The following is a 16,993-nucleotide window of genomic DNA, read 5'->3' as shown; positions in this document are numbered from 1 at the left end:
GGCTTCGCAAGCGGGGTCGTACTCACAGACAGACATCTCGCGCCGGGGGAAATCATTGATTTCCCTCGTCTTCATCCAGAAAGGACGGAAGTGCGTTACCCCCTCAACTTACCCCCGGAACGGCGGAGATCAACGCTGATTCGAGTCGAGATTCGCACTTAAATTGATTGACTCCAGCAAACCCCGGCAGGGCTTAGGAAAATGGCGATTTCGCCTCAATCAATAACTGGAATCGGTAAGCATGACTTAGAGGCGGACAGCAAGACGGCGAGGGAGCTTGCGCTTCCTCGCCGTTGAAATTCTTACATTCTTTTACGAAATGCCTGTTAAGGGCCTTCCGTAGCCGTCGCATTGCGTCGTTTGACGAAGCCGTGAAGACCCGTCCGAGCGCCCGTGCGAAATCAGGCGGCCGACAGCTTCTTCAACTGGGCGGCCAGACGGCTGACCTTGCGCGAGCCGGTGTTCTTGTGAACCACGCCCTTGGACACGGCGCGCATCAGTTCCGACTGGGCGGTGATGAACGCAGCCTTGGCGGTTTCCACGTCGCCGCCCGTGACGGCTTCCTGGAACTTGCGCAGGTAGGTGCGAACGCGGGTGCGGCGGGCCTTGTTCACTTCGGTCCGCGCTTCGATCTTGCGGATCGCCTTGCGGGCGCCTGCATTGTTGGCCATCGGGTAAAAACCTTCGAACGAAAACGCCGTAAACCACACGTCCACGGCGAGAAAATCTCAAGAGCGGGCGGCTATAGCTGAAAGCCCCCGAACGGTCAACGCGATCCGGCGGGAATTGAGTCGGGGCCGGGGTTTGCGCCTCGTTTCATCCGGCCCCGACATGGATTCAGCGGCCGGTGAAGGCGGGCTTCCGCTTCTCGACGAAGGCGGCCATGCCCTCCTTCTGGTCGTCAAAGGCGAACAGGGAGTGGAACAGGCGACGCTCGAACACCACTCCCTGCGCCAGGGTGGTCTCAAAGGCGGCGTTGACCAGTTCCTTATTGGCCATGACGGCCAGGATCGACTGCCCGGCGATCTTGGCGGCGGCGGCGCGCGCCTCGTCCAGCAGGGCGTCAGCGGCGACGACGCGGGACACCAGACCCGAGCGTTCGGCCTCGGCGGCGTCCATCATCCGGCCGGTCAGGCACATGTCCATCGCCTTGGCCTTGCCCACGGCGCGCGTCAGGCGCTGCGAGCCGCCGATGCCGGGCGCCACGCCCAGGTTGATCTCGGGCTGGCCGAACTTCGCCGTGTCCGAGGCGATGATGAAGTCGCACAGCATGGCCAGTTCGCAGCCGCCGCCCAGGGCATAGCCCGACACCGCCGCGATGATTGGCTTCCTGAAGTTCGCCACCCGGTCGTGCGCGCGAGCGAAGAAGTTGCCGCGATACATGTCGGCATAGGCCTGATCCGCCATCTCCTTGATGTCGGCGCCGGCCGCGAAGGCCTTGGCCGAGCCGGTCAGGACGATGCAGCGGACGCTGTCGTCATCGGCCACGCTTTCCAGGAAGTCGCCCAGTTCGCCGGTCAGGGTGGTGTTCAGCGCGTTCAGCGCCTCGGGCCGGTTCAGGGTGACGACCGCATAGCCGTCCGCGCAGCGTTCGATCAACAGGGTGGAATAGGCGTCGGCCATCAGGCGCTCCTCTCAACTCGTTCGGGGCAGGTCTAGCGCCTCGGGCGGCTCACAGGAACACCCCTCAACCCTTCTGGCAAACCGGACAGAAGAAGGTCGAGCGGCCGCCCTGCACGATGCGCTTCACCACGCCGCGACAGCCCTCGGTGCGGCACGGCTCATGCTCGCGGCCATAGACGTCGAAGCGGTGCTGGAAATAGCCCTGTCCGCCCTCGACATTGGCGAAGTCCTTCAGCGTCGAGCCGCCCGCCGCGATGGCGTCGACCAGGACGTTGCGGACCTCGACCGCCAGCCGCTCCAGCCGGGGGCGGCTGACCTTGCCCGCCGCCGTCAGGGGCGAGATGCGCGCCCGATAAAGGGCCTCGCACACATAGATATTGCCCAGACCCGCCACGATGCTCTGGTCCAGCAGGCTGACCTTGATGTTCTGCGCCTTGCCCGCGAAGGCCTCGGCCAGATGGGCGCCGGAGAAGGCGTTGCCCAGAGGCTCTGGTCCCAGCTTGACGAACCAGGCGTGCCCCTCGACCGCCCCGGTCGGGATGAGGCCCATGAAGCCGAAGCGTCGCGCATCGGCATAACCCAGCCGCGTCAGCACCCCGTCCCGGTCGGCGGTCAGGCTCATATGCTCATGCTTGCCGACGACGGGGGCGTCCGTCTCGAACAGGCCGGGGGCGACGCCTTCCAGAGTAAAGCGGCCGGTCATCCCTAAGTGCGTGATCCAGGTCTCGCCGGTCGACAGGGGGAACAGCAGGTATTTCGCCCGCCGGTCCAGCCGCAGCACCGTCGCCCCGTCCAGCCGCTCGACGAAGCGTTCGGGAAAGGGAAAGCGCAGGTCCGGCCGGTTCTGGCGCGGCGCGCTCAGGCGGGCGCCCTCCAGCACGGGCTGAAGGCCACGACGGACGGTTTCGACTTCGGGTAATTCGGGCATGGACGACAGCTTAGGCGCGGGCGGCTTCTCGGGCGAGGGGGGAAGGGATTATAGGCGGGGGATGACCATGCTTCTCTACGGCCGCCCGCCCGCCGTGTTCGACCCGCCCGCGACGGCGATCCAGACCTCGCCCCTGATCCCCGGCTCGAGCGCGCTGGAGACGGTCGCGCCCGGATCGGCCGACGGGGTGATGCTCTACGCCCCGCCCGGCGCGGTTGAGCGGCGCTATACGCTGGCGCTGGCGCTGAAGGCGCTGAAGCCCGGCGGGCGGCTGGATGTCATGGCGCCCAAGGACAAGGGCGGTTCGCGGCTGGGCAAGGAGCTGAAGGGCTTCGGACTTGAGGTCGCTGAGACGGCCAAGGCGCATCATCGCCGCTGCATCGTCATCCGCCCCGAGACCGTCGAGGGGCTGGACGCCGCCATCGAGGCGGGCGCGCCGCGCGTGGTTCCGGGGCTGGAGGCCTGGTCGCAGCCGGGCGTCTTCGCCTGGGACCGGATCGATCCGGGCACGGCCCTGTTGGCCGAAGTCCTGCCGCCGTTGAAGGGGGCGGGCGCCGATCTGGGCTGCGGCTTCGGAGCGCTGTCGACGGTGGTGCTGCGCTCGCCCGCCGTGACTGCGCTAAGGCTGGTCGACATCGACCGGCGCGCGGTCGAGGCGGCGAAGCGCAACGTCGAGGACGCACGCGCCAGCTTCGACTGGGCCGATGTGCGGACGCTGGACGCGGCGGGCGAGCTGGATTTCATCGTCAGCAATCCCCCCTTCCACGACGGCGGGGCCGAGGACCGGCGGCTGGGTCAGGCCTTCATCCGCAAGGCGGCCGAGATGCTGCGGAAGGGCGGGACCGCCTGGATCGTCGCCAACCGCCATCTGCCCTATGAGGCCGAACTGGACGTGGCCTTCAAGGGGGTACGGATGGTCCTGGATCAGGGCGGCTACAAGATTTTCGAGGCGGTGAAATAGTGGCGGGCAAAGTTCCTACATCCCGCGTGGACAAGCTGTTGGGCTCGATGGGCTACGGCTCGCGGGCCGAGATGGCCCGGCTGGGCAAGGCGGGCGGCATCGTGCTGGACGGCGCCGATCTGACTGACGTGTCCAGGCGCATTCCGGTGACGCCCGATCTGCCGAACCGCATGGAGATCGACGGCGAGCCGCTGGACCCTGTGGCCGGTCTGGTCATCCTGTTGAACAAGCCGCTGGGCATGACCTGTTCGCACAAGGAAGACGGGGCGCTGGTCTATGACGTTCTGCCCGACCGCTGGCGGCGGCGCGACCCGGCGATCTCGACCATCGGGCGGCTGGACAAGCAGACCTCGGGCCTGCTGCTGCTGACGGACGATGGCGACCTGCTGCACCGGGTGATTTCGCCCAAACGCCATGTGGCCAAGGTCTATCGCGCAACGCTGGCGCGGCCGCTGAACGGGACGGAGGGCGCGCTGTTCGCCTCGGGCGAACTGGTGCTGGAGGGCGAGGACAAGCCGCTGGTGCCCGCCGGGCTGGAGGTGATTTCGCCGACCGAGGCGCGGTTGACGGTGACGGAGGGCCGCTATCACCAGGTGCGCCGGATGTTCGCGGCGGCGGGCAATCACGTCGAGGCGTTGCACCGCGAGAGGCTGGGAGGGCTGTCGCTCGGCGATGATCTGGCGCCGGGGCAGTGGCGGCTGCTGAACGAGGATGAGATCGCCTCGATCTTCGACTCCTAACTCCGCTCATCCCGGCGGACGCCGGGACCCAGTGAGAGCCCCATACGCCGCATTTGCCGCTAAAGCACTGGGCCCCGGCGTCCGCCGGGGTGAGCGGGGAGAAAAGGGCGTGCTTGACCTCTTCCCCACAGTCGCGCACCTCCCTGTCATGACCCTGACCAAGATCTGCGGCCTGACGACGCCGGATACGCTGGATGCGGCGCTGGGTGGCGGGGCGGCCTTTGTCGGCGCGGTGGTGTTTCCGAAGAGTCCGCGGCACATCCCGCCGCTGCACGCCGCCACCCTGTTCGACCGGGCGCGCGGGAAGGCGAAGGTGGTCGCCGTTCTGGTCGATCCCGACGACGCCCTGCTGAGCGAAGTCGCTCTGATCTTGCGGCCCGACTTCATCCAGCTTCATGGCCATGAGACGCCGCAGCGCGCGGCCCAGGTTCGTCGGCTGACGGGGGCGGGGGTCATCAAGGCCCTGCCGATCCGGGACGAAGCGGACTTCGCCGATGTCGCCGATTGGATCGGCGTCGCCGATCATCTGCTGTTCGACGCCAGGCCGCCGAAAGGCGCCGACCTGCCCGGCGGCGTGGGGGCCTCGTTCGACTGGACGTTGATGCAGAACCGGGCGCTTGCGGCAAACTGGTTCCTCGCGGGCGGGCTGGACCCGCAAAATGTTGCTGATGCGGTGCGGATTTCAGGGGCGCCGATGGTTGATGTCTCCTCTGGCGTTGAAAGCGCGCCGGGTGTTAAGGACCCAGCCCTGATCAAAGCTTTTCTGGACGCCGCATCGCGGTCCTGATTTCGTCGCCTTCCTCCCTGAAGACTTTCGTGTGCCCGATATCGTGAACGCCCCCCTGTCGAACTCCTATGCCTGGCCTGACGCCGAAGGGCGTTTCGGCCCCTATGGCGGCCGCTTCGTGCCCGAGACGCTGATGCCGCTGATCCACGAGCTGGATGCGGCCTATAAGGCGGCGAAGGCGGACCCGAGCTTCCAGGCCGAACTGGACGGCTATCTGGAGCACTACGTCGGTCGCGCCAGCCCGCTCTATTTCGCCGAGCGGCTGACCGAGCATTTCGGCGGCGCCAAGATCTGGCTGAAGCGCGAGGACCTGAATCACACCGGCGCGCACAAGATCAACAACTGCATGGGCCAGATTCTGCTGGCCCGCCGCATGGGCAAGACGCGCATCATCGCTGAGACGGGGGCGGGGCAGCACGGGGTCGCCTCGGCCACCGTCTGCGCCCGCTTCGGCCTGCCCTGCACCGTCTATATGGGCGCTGTCGACGTGGCCCGGCAGCAGCCGAACGTCTTCCGCATGAAGCTGCTGGGCGCTGAGGTCTCGGCGGTGACGGCGGGGGCGGCGACGCTGAAGGACGCCATGAACGAGGCGATGCGCGACTGGGTCACCAATGTCGCGGACACCTATTACATCATCGGCACGGCGGCGGGCCCGGCGCCCTATCCGGCGATGGTGCGAGACTTCCAGTCGGTGATCGGCAAGGAGATCAAGGCGCAGGCCCAGCGTCAGATCGGTCGCCTGCCCGACGCCGTCATGGCCTGCATCGGCGGCGGATCGAACGCCATCGGCGCCATGCATCCCTTCATTGAGGACGAGGCTGTTCGTCTGATCGGGGTCGAGGCGGCGGGCCACGGTCTGGACACCCCTGCCCACGCCGCTAGCCTGAAGGGCGGGCGCTCGGGCGTGCTGCACGGCAACCGCACCTATCTGTTGCAGGACGCCGACGGCCAGATTCTGGAAGGCCACTCCATCTCCGCCGGGCTCGACTATCCGGGCGTGGGGCCTGAACATGCCTGGCTGCACGACCTGGGCCGGGGCGAATATCTGTCGACGACCGACGATGAGGCGCTGGAAGCGTTCCAGACCCTGTGCGAACTGGAAGGCATCATCCCGGCGCTGGAGTCGTCGCACGCCCTGGCGCGCGCCGGAGAGGTGGCCCGGGAACTCGGCAAGGAGGGCGATCTGGTCATCGTCCTGTCCGGCCGGGGCGACAAGGATATCAACACCGTGGCCCAGCATCTGGGCGTGGAGCTGTGATGATGAAGACCCTGCTGATCGCCGCTGCCATGGCGGCCCTTTCTCCGACCCTGACCGTGGCGCAGAACACCGCTGCGCCCGCCCCTCAGGCGCCGGTGCAGACGGCGCCGACCGTCCCGCCCGGCCCGGCGGCGACAGGAATGCCGGTCCTGCCTCCGGCGACGGAGGCGGCCGACTGCGGCGGACTGCTGCGCAGCCCGGCCTTCTGCGTGACGGCGCAACTGGACCAGATCGGCGCCCTGGCCGACGCCTATACGGAACATCTGGCCTCGCTGAACTGGCTGGCGGCGGACGGCGACGACAACCGCGTCATCTTCGTGCGGCGCCGCGAGGGCGGCGGCTGCGACGGCCTGCAGATGATCGCCTTCTATGACGAGAGCAAACCGGCCGAGGCGACGGCGCCGGGCTATCTGGGCTTTGCCGTCATTCCAGGCGACGTCTGCACCTCGGGCCCGGCCTCGCCGGTCGCGGGAACCCTGCCGCAATGACGACTGCACGCATCGACGCCCGCTTCGCCAAGCTGAAGGCTGAGAACCGGGCGGGCTTCGTCCCCTATGTCATGACCGGCGATCCCAGCCGGGACGAGGCGCTGGAAATCCTGAAGGGCCTGCCCGCCGCCGGGGCCGATCTGATCGAACTGGGTCTGGCCTTTTCGGACCCGATGGCCGAGGGGCCGCCGATCCAGCGCGCCGCCCTGCGCGGGCTGAAGGCGGGGATGACCCTGCGCGGCACGCTCGATCTGGTGGGCGACTTCCGCAAGGGCGATCAGGACACGCCGCTGATCCTGATGGGATATCTGAACCCGGTGGAATCCTACGGCTATGAGGTCTTCGCCCGCGATGCGGCCGAGGCCGGGGTGGACGGCATCATCGTCGTCGACTGCCCGCCGGAAGAGGCCGGGCCGCTGTCCGCCGCGCTGGACGCGGCTGAAGTTTCGCTGATCCGGCTGGCCACGCCGACCTCCGATGACGACCGGCTGAAAGTCATCGCCGAGGGCACGTCCGGCTTCGTCTACTACGTCTCGGTCGCCGGGGTGACTGGGGTGAAGGAGGCCGTCGCCGCCGAAGTGGCGCCCGCCGTCGAGCGCGTGCGCCGCGCCTCCGGCCTACCGGTTGCGGTCGGCTTCGGCGTCCGCACGCCCGAACGCGCCGCCGAGATCGCCCGCGTCGCCGACGCCGTCGTCGCCGGTTCGGTTTTCGTGAACGAAGTCGCCGCCGCCCTTGAGGCGAACGAACCGGCTGTCCCGCGCGTTCTGGCCAAGGTGAAGGCGCTGTCCGATGCGGTGAAAACCGCGCGGACGAGTGCATCCCAAAATAGTGCTTTCTTCGCGGAAACCGTCTAAAGGCCCGCCCATGGTCGATAAGAATCCCGAGAACAAGCCGCGCGGCGGTTGGCTGTCGCGTTTCGCGCCGGGCGTGCGCAAGATCGTCAGCCCGCGCGACACGCCGGACAATCTGTGGGTCAAGGACCCGGACACGGGCGAGATGCTGTTCCGCTCGGACCTTGAGGCGGCCCTGTGGGTCACGCCGTCGGGCCGTCACATGCGGATCAACGCGCCGACGCGCCTGAAGGCCACCTTCGACGACGGCCTGTATGAGGCCATCGACACGCCCGACGTGCCCGAGGATCCGCTGAAGTTCTCGGACGGCAAGCCCTATCGCGACCGCCTGTCGGCGGCGCGCAAGGCGGCGGGCCGCAAGGACACCATGGCCATCGGTTACGGCCGCATCGGCGGCGTCCCCGCCGTGGTCATCGTTCAGGACTTCACCTTCATGGGCGGGTCGCTGGGCATGGCGGCGGGCGAGGCCTTCATCGCCGCCGCGCGCGAGGCGGTGAAGCGCAATGTTCCCTTCGTCTGCTACACCGCCGCCGGCGGGGCGCGGATGCAGGAAGGCGCCCTCAGCCTGATGCAGATGGCCCGCACCACCCTGGCCGTTCAGGAAGTGAAGGCGGCCAAGCTGCCCTACGTCGTGGTGCTGACCGACCCGACCACGGGCGGGGTCACGGCCTCCTACGCCATGCTGGGCGACGTCCACCTGGCCGAGCCGGGCGCCCTGATCGGCTTCGCCGGTCCGCGCGTGATCGAAACCACCATCCGCGAGAAACTGCCGCCGGGCTTCCAGCGCGCCGAATATCTCAAGGACAAGGGCATGGTGGACAAGGTGGTGTCGCGCGGCGACCTGCCGACCACGCTGGGCCTGATCCTGTCCATGCTGATGAGCGGAACCGCCCAGAAGCAGAAGGCGGCGTAAAGCCAGTCCCCATGGACCCGATCTCGGAACGCCTGCGCGCCCGGCATCCCCAGCGCATCGACCTGTCGCTGGATCGGATGCGGGCCCTGTGCGAGGCGCTCGGGAATCCGCAGGACAGGCTGCCGCCGGTGGTCCATGTCGCCGGCACGAACGGCAAGGGCTCGACGGTCGCCCTGATCCGCGCCATCGCCGAGGCGGCGGGCCTGCGCGTCCACGCCTACACCTCGCCGCATCTGGTGCGGTTCAATGAGCGCATCCGCCTGGCCGGGACGCTGATCACCGATGACGCCCTGAACGTCATCCTCGATCGGGTCGAGGCGGCCATGGCTGATACGGGCGGCGAAGCCACGGTGTTCGAAAGCACCACGGCGGCGGGCCTTCTGGCCATGAGCGAGACCCCTGCCGACTTGGCGATCATCGAGGTCGGCCTGGGCGGATCGCTGGACGCCACCAACGTCATCGCCCGGCCCCTGCTCAGCGTCATAACGCCTGTCGATCTGGACCACGCCGAGTTTCTGGGCACGACCATTGAGGGCGTGGCGGGCGAGAAGGCGGGCATATTGAAAGCGGGCGCACGCGGCGTCGTGGCGCGTCAGTCCGAGGCGGCCATGGCCGTTATCGAGCGCCGCGCGGCCGAGGTCGGCTCGCCCCTGACCGTCATGGGCGTCGACTTCGACGCCTGGGCCGAACGCGGGGGCCTCGTCTATCAGGATCAGGAGCGGTTCCTCGACCTGCCCGCGCCCGCCCTGTCCGGCGCGCACCAGTTCGACAATGCCGGCGTGGCCATCGCCGCCGCGCTGGAACTGGACCTGCCCGAAGCCGCCATCGCAGAGGGGCTGAAGGCCGTGCGCTGGCCTGCGCGGATGCAGCGGCTGACGGCTGGCCCCTATGCCGACAAGGCCCAGAAGGCCGACGCCGAACTGTGGCTGGACGGCGGGCATAACCCCCACGCCGCCCGCGCCCTGGCCCGCGCCCTGTCCGACCGTCAGGCGCGCGCGCCCCGCCCGACAGCCCTGATCGTCGGCATGCTGGCCAACAAGGACGCCGGCGGCTTCTTCGAGGCGCTGAAGGGGATCGACGCCCAGGTCTTTACGGTCGGCTTCGACGGAGCGGCCGCAGAGCCGGAGGCCCTGGCGGCCGTCGCGCAGGGACGGGGTTTCGGCGCCATGGCGGTAGAATTGGTGGACGCCGCGCTGGACCGCGCCCTGGCCCTGGGCGCCGGAAGGGTGGTCATCTGCGGCTCGCTGTATCTGGCGGGCGAGGTGCTGGGCGCCAGCCGCGAGACCTGGCCGGTCTGAACCAAGCGCGCCGCCTCTCCCTCCCCTTCATGGGGAGGGTGGTCGCGCAGCGACCGGGTGGGGAGGGCTTGGGCGAAGCAGGCAAAGAAAAAGGCGGCGCCCCGTTCGCGGCGCCGCCCCCACCCGGTTTCGGCCTGACGGCCTCAACCACCCTCCCCATGAAGGGGAGGGAGAATGTCGTGTCAGTCCGCTTTCACGCCGGCTTCGGCCAGCCATTCGACGATCTTGCCCTTGGGCATGGCGCCGACCTTCATCGAGGTCATCTGGCCGTCCTTGAACAGCATCAGGGTCGGGATGCCTTTCACGCCCATCTTGGACGGGACCATGGGGCTGTCGTCGATGTTGACCTTGGCGACCGTGACCTTGCCCGCCAGTTCATCGGCGATCTGCTCCAGCGCCGGGCCGATCTGCTTGCAGGGGCCGCACCACTCGGCCCAGAAGTCCACCAGCACGGGGGTCGAGGATTTCAGGACGTCGGCGTCGAAGCTGTCGTCGGTGACTTTTACAGTCGCCATGAATGATCTCCTTAAGAGCGCTATCGCTCGCCGCGCGGCGGCTCGCTGCTTGAGCGCATTTGATAATCGCGCGCTGACGGTAGCGCCAGCGTTCGGCCACAGATGTGGGTGCGAATCCCCGACAAATCAACGCGCATTTTCGAGAGCGGCGTTCATCAGGCCCTGCGGGACCGCCATCAGCTTAGGCCCGTCTGTCCAGACCAGGGCCGCCTCCACGGCGCGTTCAGGATAGAGGCGGCGCAGGACGGCGGCGTAGATCGCCATCTGCAGAATATAGGCGGGATCGGCGTCCTCGACGTGGTCCGGGGCGGGGCGGTTGGACTTGAAATCAACCACCAGAACCCGCTCGGGCGTGACGACCAGTCGGTCGATGCGGCCTGAGATCGAGACCCCGCCGGGCAGGTCGGGGGCGGTCCCGGTCAGGGCGACTTCGGCGCGGCTGCCGTCGCCGAAGACGGGTGCGAAGAGAGCGTCGTCCAGAACGCCGAAGGCGGCGGCGATTATCTCGGCGCGCTGATCCTCGGTCAGGTCGCGCTCGCGCGCCAGCATTCGACGCGCGGCGTCGGGGCGGTCGTGCGAGGGCAGGTCGGGCAGACGCTCCAGCAGGCGGTGGATCAGGTCGCCGCGCCGGAAGCGGCCCAGCCCGGCGCCGGGACCTTCGCCGCGCGCCAAGGGCGACGGGGCGGGGATGCGCTTCTGCTCCTGCATCTGTGAAGGCGAGGCGAAGCGGGCGGTGGCGTCGCGCGGCGGGTTGGCCCGCGCCCAGTCGGGGGCTTGGGGCTGACTTTCAGCGATGGCGACAGCGGCGGGCAGGCTGTCGGGATCTGCACCGTAGCGGCGGACGCCGCCGTCCAGCTCGCGCACCTGATCGCCCAGCCGGTTGAACGTCTCTTCGATCATCGACCACCAGTCCCCGGCTTCGGGCGCGCGGCTGGAGCCGCGCCCCATGACGATCACCCTGTCCCGCGCACGGGTCAGGGCGACGTAGAGCAGGCGTAGGGATTCATCATCGACACGCGCCGCGCGCGCCGCGCGCGCATCGGCTGAGGCGGGGCAGTCTTCCTTCGACGAGCCGGGGCACATCAGCCAGGCTTCGGCGCCGTCTTCCAGCGGGACAGGCATCAGGGACGGCCCCTGCGCCTTCGCCTTCATCGTCGTGTCGGGCAGGATGACGACCGGCGCCTCCAGCCCCTTGGCGCCGTGGACGGTCATGACGCGGACCTCGCCGCGCGGGCCTTCCAGTTCGCGCTTCACCTCGACATCGGCGGCTTCCAGCAGGGCGAGGCAGGTTTCCAGATCGGTCCCGCCGCGTCCCTCGGCGGCCAGCACCTGATTGAGGGTTTCGTCGATGGCTTCCTCGGCCTCGCGTCCCAGACGGGTCAGGATGCGGGCGCGGCCTGATTGGCCGGTCTCATCCACCCGGTTCAGCAGGCGGGAGAAGAAGCCGAAGGGATCGAGATCGCGGGCGTCGCGCGCCGCGCGCAATAGATCCAGCGCCCGGCCCCACTCGGGCCGTTCGTCCGCCCGACGCTTCAGTTCGCGCCACAGGCCGTCGCGCTTCTCGCGGCCCGCGAGCTCGAACAGGCTGTTCTCGTCCACGTCACAGAAGGGACCGCGCAGCACCTCGGCGACCGTCAGGTCGTCGCCGAGGAAGAGGGCGAAGCGGGCCAGGGCCTTCAGGTCGTCGAAGACGATGTGCTGCGACAGCTTCAGCCGGTCCGCGCCCGCCACCGGCGCGCCTGCCGCCTTCAGGGCGCGGATGATCTCCTCAAAGGTCGTGTCGCGGCTGCGGACCAGGATCAGGAAGTCGCCGTAGCCGCAGGGACGCGGCGTCCCGCCCTTGTCGAAGACGACGGCGCCGGTTTCGACCTGGCGCTTGATCTCGAGGGCGAGCGTTTGGGCCATGCGCTTGCGGGCGCTGGCGGTTCCCTCCTGATCGACGGGATCGGTCCAGGCGTCGCGCTCCGGCGGCGCTTCATCGATGAACAGAGGCCACAGCTCGACGGAGCCGGGCTGGCCTTTGCGGGCGGCAGTGTGGTGCGGAATCTCGCCCGTTTCACCGACGAGAGCGCGGGCGCGTTCGGGCGTGCCGAAGACTTCATCCACGAAGGTCAGCACCGCCTCGGTCGAGCGGTAGGAGGTCTCCAGCGGCACGCCCTCGAAGGCGCCGCCCGTCCCGGTGATCAGACCGTCGTAGACCTGCGATTCCTGTCGTAGCCGTTCGGGCCGGGCGCCCTGGAAGGAGTAGATCGACTGCTTTTCGTCGCCGACGGCGAAGACGGTGCGGTTGGTGTCCGGGACAGTGAAGAACTCCCCGGTCAGGGCGCGCATGATGGCCCATTGTTCGGGGGCGGTGTCCTGAGCCTCGTCGATCAGGACGTGATCGACGCCGCCGTCCAGCTTGTACAGCACCCAGGCGGCGGTCGAGCGGATGGTCAGCAGCTCGACCGTGCGGGCCACCAGGTCGGAGAAGTCGAGCGCGCCGTGGGTTGTCTTGGCCGCCTCGTAGAGGGCGGCGTGGGCGTTGGCGAGGGTCAGCAGCCTGACAGTGTCGCCCGCGACCTTGGCGGCGCGCAACTGGTCGCGGGCCGCCAGGAACTTGTCCTGAAGATCGGCCAGCCAGCCTGTGGCGTCGGGCGGCGCCTGCTTGGTCGCCATCGATTTGCGGGGCGAGCCCGAGCCGGTCAGGAAGACGATGCCCAGACCGTGGAAGCTCCAGTCGTGGTCAAGAGCGTGGACCAGTTCGGCAGCCCGATCCTTGTCGGTCTTGGAGCCGGTCGCCATCAACCCGGCCATGCGGCGGACCTCGCCCCGGTCCAGCCAGCGCAGGAAGTCGGCCTCGATGTCTTCGGGCGTCATGTCCGGATCGGCGCCGGTCAGGACGTAGGGACCGGGCGCCCGGCCGTCGGCGACGCGGGCGACATAGTCGGTCAGTTCGGCGCGCTTGTTCTCGATCAGGGCCAGCAGATCCTGGAAACGACCCCAGTCCAGCTCGACTGCGAAATGGCTGTAGGCCTCGCCGATCGGCCCCTCGGCGTCGGCGAGGGCGGCGCGGGCCAGGTCTTCGCGCGCGGCGTGGGACAGGGCGATCGCCGCCTCGTTCTCCAGCACAGTGAAGCGCGGCGACACCCCCGCCTCGATGGGAAAGCGGCGCAGCAGTTTTTCGCAGAAGGCGTGGATGGTCTGGATCTTCAGCCCGCCGGGCGTCTCCAGCGCGCGGGCGAACAGGCGGCGCGCCTCGGACAGGCGGGCGGGGTTGAGGGCGGCGGGGTCGCTGTCGTCCAGCTTGGCCAGTTCCGCCGACAGTTCTCCGTCGTCCATGACGGCCCATTTGCCGAGCGTCTCGAACAGGCGGGCCTGCATCTCGGCGGCGGCGGCCTTGGTGTAGGTCACGCACAGGATGGCCGAGGGCGCGGCGCCGCCCAGCAGCAGGCGCGCCACCCGGCTGACCAGGGTGGTGGTCTTGCCCGATCCGGCGTTGGCGGTGACGAAGACCGAGCGGGCCGGGTCGGCGGCGCGGGTCTGAGGGTTGAGGGCGTCGCGGACGTGGAGGTTCATTCCGCCTCTCCTTCTTCGCCGCCGCCGATGACGTGCCATTCCCAGACGCGGGCCAGCAGGTTGTAGGGGCTGTAGCTGCCCATCAGATGAGGCGCGGCCCACGAGAGGTAGGGCGTCTCCGGCCGGTCGAACTCGGCGACGCGGGCCATCAGGCCTTGCAGGGCGGCGTCGGACAGTGCCTGCGCCTCCGGCCCGGCCGCGCGCACGGCGACCTCGCCCGCCTTCTTGCGGCCGACGACGCGGACATAGGTCAGTTCTTCCGGCGAGACGGGGCCGTTGGTCTCCTTGAAGCCGCCGGCGGCCAGTATGGAGCCCGTCAGGGTCAACTGGGGGGCGAAGCCTGCCTTGATCTGTTTGGCGGTCGGGATCTGGCCGGTCTTGAAGTCCATGACGGCGGCAGACAGGGCGCCGACCTCGATGCGGTCGGCGTAGGCCTTGACGGTGAAGGGGCCGCCAGGCGCGTCAAACTCCAATGCGCCCTGCTGCTCGATCAGCAGGTCGACGCCGCGCGCGCGGCGCTCGGTTTCGAACCCCGCCAGCCAGCGGGCGGCGTTTCTCGCCAGCGGCGCCTCGCGGGCCATGGCGGCGTCCTCGAAGCCGTGGGCGCCCAGCTCCTCCAGCAGCAGACGCTCGATCACCGCGTCGAGATCGTCGGGCAGCAGGTCGGGCCAGTCCTCGGTCAGGCGCTCGATGGCCTTGTGCACGGCGTTGCCGCGCGCCAGGGCCTCGGCCGAGGCGCCGGGGCGCTCCATCGGTTCGAGGTTCAGGATGCGGCGGGCGTAGAGGGCGTAGGGGTCGCGGACCCAGCGTTCGACCCCGGTAACATAGAGGCTACGCGGGCGGTGCTCGACTGGGGGCGTGGGCGCGGGGCGCGGGGCCAGCTGTGCCGGGCCGGGCGGCGGGGCGTCCAGCGCTTCAGTCCAGTCGGCGACGTCCTCCGGCGCGCTGAGCTTGACCGGAGTGTCCGGGGCGTCGGCGCCGCGCGTCAGCATCTCCAGCCGCCACAGCCAGCGTGATCGCACGGCGGGCTGGCCGCCGCGTCGTTCGCAGTGGACCAGGATCGCCTCCTCGGCGCAGGCGGCCTGAACGAAGTCCTGCGCCGTCTGGCCCAGGCGCCGCTCGGGCGCGGGCAGGGGCAGGGCGGCGCGCATCGGCCGTGACAGGAAGGGATCGACCGGGGCGGCGTTGGGCCAGACGCCTTCCTCCAGCCCGGCCAGGATCATGCGGTCGGCCCGCGCCAGACGGGCTTCGATGGCGCCGAGGATGCGCAAGGACGGATGGGTGGCGCCGCCGGTCCGCACCGTGGTCTCGGCCAGCAAGGCGGCGATCAGGTCGGCGAACTCGGCGGGCGTGGTCTGCCCCAGCGGACCGCCGCCCTCGATCAGGGCCGACAGCAGGGAGGCCGCCGCCTCGCCGTCCGGTCCGGCCCAGGCGTTCTGACCGGCCAAGGCCTCGATCAGGGCGGTCAGGGTTCGCGCGGCCTGGTCCGGCGGACAGGGGCGGGCGGTCGCCAGAGCCTCCAGCCGGTCGGCGAGGGTCTGCGCGCCTTTCAAGCGAGCCAGCTTCCAGTCGGCCAGCGGCAGGCCGCCGCGTCGGGGCTGGGCCGCCTTCAGCAGGCGTTCCTGCAACTGGGACCAGTGGCGAGGGCGCGGGCCGCGCAGGGCATGTTCCTCCAGCGCCTCGGCGGCGTCGGTGAGCGACGTCTCGCCCAGATCGAGGCGGACCAGCGGGTGCTTCAGCAGGGCCAGCAGGGTCTGCGGCTTCAACGGCTCGGCCAGGAAGCGAGCGCCAAGATCGACCAGCACCCCCGCCGTCATCCGCGACAGCGGCTGACCGGTGGAGGAGTCGGCGACGACGCCCCAGCGCGCCAGCCGCGCCTCGACCCGGCGCGACAGCTGCAGGTCCGGCGTCACCAGGGCGCAGGTGATCGGGCGGCCGTCGGGGCCGCGCTGCTCCAGGCTCTCGCGCATCATCAGGGCGACGGCGGTCGCGGCCTCCTCCTCGGCGCGGACGGACAGGACGGTCAGGCCCGACAGGCCCTCGGCGATGGGGTCGGCGGCGCGGCCGGCCTCGGCCGAGCGGGCGCGCAGGCGCTTGATCTCGCGGCGCCAGTCGTCGGTGGCGTCGGCCGGGCGCAGGGCTTCGTTGATCAAGCGCTGACGAGCCAGACCGCGCGCCTCGATGGCCGGATCAAGCGCAGGCTGAAACCAGGGCTGGACGGCCTCCCGCGTGACTTCGGCGCGGGCCAGCAAGGCCTTCAATGCGGCCTGCGGGTGCTGGTCGTCGATGCGGTCCCAGGCGTCGGCGGCCAGGTCGAGGTCGAGGCCGGGCAGGACGACCACGCCTTGGGGCGCTTTCGCCACGGCCTTCAGCACGTCGGCGGCGGCGGGGACGGTGCCGGTGGAGCCGGCGGCGATGACGGGGGCCTGCGGCGGGCGGGCGTCCCACGCCTCGGCCAGACGACGCAGCAGGGTGGCGCGCCGCCACGCCGGATCGACCAGGCCCAGCGCCTCCAGTCGCTTGGGCCAGGCCTCGACGGCGAGGCCGAGGAAGCGGGCGCTCTCGCGCCAGTGCTCGGCCAGATCCTGTTCCGCTAGCGTGGCGACGCGCGACAGGTCGGAGACTTCTTCCAGTTGGCAGGAATCGAGGAAGGCGCCGAGCGCATCGGCCATTTCGAGCGCGCGCAGGGGCTTCATCCCCGGCTCGAAGTCCTCGGCGATCATCCGCGCCATCTCGAAGCGGCGCGTCAGGGGGGCGATGGCGGGCGGCAGGTCCAGACCCAGTTCGCCGGGGGCGAAGGGGGGCTCGTCCTCTTCCAGATCGCCGAGCGGCCGCACCTGCGGCAACAGGACGGGGCGCTCGCCCGCCAGCTTGCCCAGGGCGAAGGAGAAGGCGCGGGCGGCGCGGCGGTTGGGCAGCAGGATGGTGGCGTCGGTCAGGGTCTCGGGCGGGGCGTCGCCCAGCCAGTTGAGGACGCCCGCCGCCAGGTCCTCTAGAAAGGGCCGCCAGGCTGGCACGGCGCGCCAACGCGGACCTTCACCCGAGAAAGGATCGAAACGCCCCCCGATCATGG

The 16,993-nt window shown here is 69.5% G+C and carries 14 protein-coding genes; 8 read left to right on the top strand and 6 right to left on the bottom strand.

The window, feature by feature from the left end; translation table 11 throughout:
* Window positions 1–401: 401 nt before the first annotated feature.
* From rpsT to mutM, 3 genes are all read right to left on the bottom strand, one after another.
* Window positions 402–671, bottom strand: coding sequence for a 30S ribosomal protein S20 (rpsT, locus tag D1604_RS13960; RefSeq protein WP_024355020.1), 270 nt, complete (start codon window positions 669–671; stop codon window positions 402–404).
* Window positions 672–837: 166 nt separating this feature from the next.
* On the bottom strand, window positions 838–1,623 hold the full coding sequence (locus tag D1604_RS13955; RefSeq protein WP_024355019.1) for an enoyl-CoA hydratase: 786 nt from the start codon (window positions 1,621–1,623) through the stop codon (window positions 838–840).
* Between the two features lie 64 nt (window positions 1,624–1,687).
* On the bottom strand, window positions 1,688–2,551 hold the full coding sequence (mutM, locus tag D1604_RS13950) for a bifunctional DNA-formamidopyrimidine glycosylase/DNA-(apurinic or apyrimidinic site) lyase (RefSeq protein ID WP_119413778.1): 864 nt from the start codon (window positions 2,549–2,551) through the stop codon (window positions 1,688–1,690).
* A gap of 61 nt (window positions 2,552–2,612) precedes the next feature.
* On the opposite strand from mutM, the gene D1604_RS13945 reads away from it, so the two are divergent.
* The 8 genes from D1604_RS13945 (at window position 2,613) to D1604_RS13910 (ending at window position 9,847) form a co-directional block, all read left to right on the top strand.
* On the top strand, window positions 2,613–3,512 hold the full coding sequence (locus tag D1604_RS13945) for a class I SAM-dependent methyltransferase (protein WP_119413777.1): 900 nt from the start codon (window positions 2,613–2,615) through the stop codon (window positions 3,510–3,512).
* Window positions 3,512–4,252, top strand: coding sequence for a 16S rRNA pseudouridine(516) synthase (locus D1604_RS13940; RefSeq protein ID WP_199683794.1), 741 nt, complete (start codon window positions 3,512–3,514; stop codon window positions 4,250–4,252). Before D1604_RS13945 ends, D1604_RS13940 begins: the two co-directional genes overlap by 1 nt.
* A gap of 148 nt (window positions 4,253–4,400) precedes the next feature.
* Window positions 4,401–5,039 carry a phosphoribosylanthranilate isomerase gene (locus D1604_RS13935; protein WP_119413776.1) on the top strand — a complete coding sequence of 213 codons (639 nt, stop codon included), beginning with the start codon at window positions 4,401–4,403 and terminating at the stop codon, window positions 5,037–5,039.
* A 43-nt stretch (window positions 5,040–5,082) separates the two neighbouring features.
* The gene (trpB, locus tag D1604_RS13930; RefSeq protein WP_199683798.1) at window positions 5,083–6,297 is read left to right on the top strand and encodes a tryptophan synthase subunit beta; all 1,215 of its coding nucleotides are present in this window, start codon (window positions 5,083–5,085) and stop codon (window positions 6,295–6,297) included.
* Window positions 6,297–6,785 (top strand): hypothetical protein, encoded by a 489-nt coding sequence (locus D1604_RS13925; protein ID WP_119413774.1) that lies wholly within the window; start codon window positions 6,297–6,299, stop codon window positions 6,783–6,785. Before trpB ends, D1604_RS13925 begins: the two co-directional genes overlap by 1 nt.
* Window positions 6,782–7,639, top strand: coding sequence for a tryptophan synthase subunit alpha (gene trpA / locus D1604_RS13920; protein ID WP_119413773.1), 858 nt, complete (start codon window positions 6,782–6,784; stop codon window positions 7,637–7,639). Before D1604_RS13925 ends, trpA begins: the two co-directional genes overlap by 4 nt.
* A 10-nt stretch (window positions 7,640–7,649) precedes the next feature.
* Entirely contained in the window at window positions 7,650–8,549 is a 900-nt protein-coding gene (locus D1604_RS13915) for an acetyl-CoA carboxylase carboxyltransferase subunit beta (RefSeq protein WP_024355011.1), read from the top strand.
* Window positions 8,550–8,560: 11 nt separating this feature from the next.
* Entirely contained in the window at window positions 8,561–9,847 is a 1,287-nt protein-coding gene (locus D1604_RS13910) for a bifunctional folylpolyglutamate synthase/dihydrofolate synthase (protein WP_119413772.1), read from the top strand.
* 182 nt (window positions 9,848–10,029) lie between these two features.
* On the opposite strand, the gene trxA is transcribed toward D1604_RS13910, so the two are convergent.
* The 3 genes from trxA to addB all read right to left on the bottom strand — a co-directional run bounded on the left by trxA (window position 10,030) and on the right by addB (window position 16,991).
* Window positions 10,030–10,362, bottom strand: a complete 333-nt coding sequence (gene trxA / locus D1604_RS13905) for a thioredoxin (RefSeq protein ID WP_003168818.1) — start codon at window positions 10,360–10,362, stop codon at window positions 10,030–10,032.
* Window positions 10,363–10,488: 126 nt separating this feature from the next.
* Window positions 10,489–13,920, bottom strand: coding sequence for a double-strand break repair helicase AddA (gene addA, locus D1604_RS13900; RefSeq protein WP_119413771.1), 3,432 nt, complete (start codon window positions 13,918–13,920; stop codon window positions 10,489–10,491).
* On the bottom strand, window positions 13,917–16,991 hold the full coding sequence (addB, locus tag D1604_RS13895; protein ID WP_119413770.1) for a double-strand break repair protein AddB: 3,075 nt from the start codon (window positions 16,989–16,991) through the stop codon (window positions 13,917–13,919). The genes addA and addB overlap by 4 nt, the downstream gene beginning before the upstream one ends.
* Between the last annotated feature and the right edge of the window lie 2 nt (window positions 16,992–16,993).

It is taken from the genome of Brevundimonas sp. LPMIX5 (assembly GCF_003576505.1).
In the GTDB taxonomy this organism is placed as follows: domain Bacteria; phylum Pseudomonadota; class Alphaproteobacteria; order Caulobacterales; family Caulobacteraceae; genus Brevundimonas; species Brevundimonas naejangsanensis.
The sequence above is the reverse complement of the archived record's forward strand: the minus strand, read 5'-3'. Positions and strand labels throughout refer to the sequence as shown.

Coding starts and splice junctions, on each gene's coding strand:
- D1604_RS13915 (WP_024355011.1), top strand. CDS start 7,650: ATGGTCGATAAGAATCCCGAGAACAAGCCGCGCGGCGGTTGGCTGTCG.
- D1604_RS13935 (WP_119413776.1), top strand. CDS start 4,401: ATGACCCTGACCAAGATCTGCGGCCTGACGACGCCGGATACGCTGGAT.
- trxA (WP_003168818.1), bottom strand. CDS start 10,362: ATGGCGACTGTAAAAGTCACCGACGACAGCTTCGACGCCGACGTCCTG.
- D1604_RS13910 (WP_119413772.1), top strand. CDS start 8,561: ATGGACCCGATCTCGGAACGCCTGCGCGCCCGGCATCCCCAGCGCATC.
- D1604_RS13945 (WP_119413777.1), top strand. CDS start 2,613: ATGACCATGCTTCTCTACGGCCGCCCGCCCGCCGTGTTCGACCCGCCC.
- D1604_RS13925 (WP_119413774.1), top strand. CDS start 6,297: ATGATGAAGACCCTGCTGATCGCCGCTGCCATGGCGGCCCTTTCTCCG.
- D1604_RS13955 (WP_024355019.1), bottom strand. CDS start 1,623: ATGGCCGACGCCTATTCCACCCTGTTGATCGAACGCTGCGCGGACGGC.
- mutM (WP_119413778.1), bottom strand. CDS start 2,551: ATGCCCGAATTACCCGAAGTCGAAACCGTCCGTCGTGGCCTTCAGCCC.
- rpsT (WP_024355020.1), bottom strand. CDS start 671: ATGGCCAACAATGCAGGCGCCCGCAAGGCGATCCGCAAGATCGAAGCG.
- addA (WP_119413771.1), bottom strand. CDS start 13,920: ATGAACCTCCACGTCCGCGACGCCCTCAACCCTCAGACCCGCGCCGCC.
- trpA (WP_119413773.1), top strand. CDS start 6,782: ATGACGACTGCACGCATCGACGCCCGCTTCGCCAAGCTGAAGGCTGAG.
- addB (WP_119413770.1), bottom strand. CDS start 16,991: ATGATCGGGGGGCGTTTCGATCCTTTCTCGGGTGAAGGTCCGCGTTGG.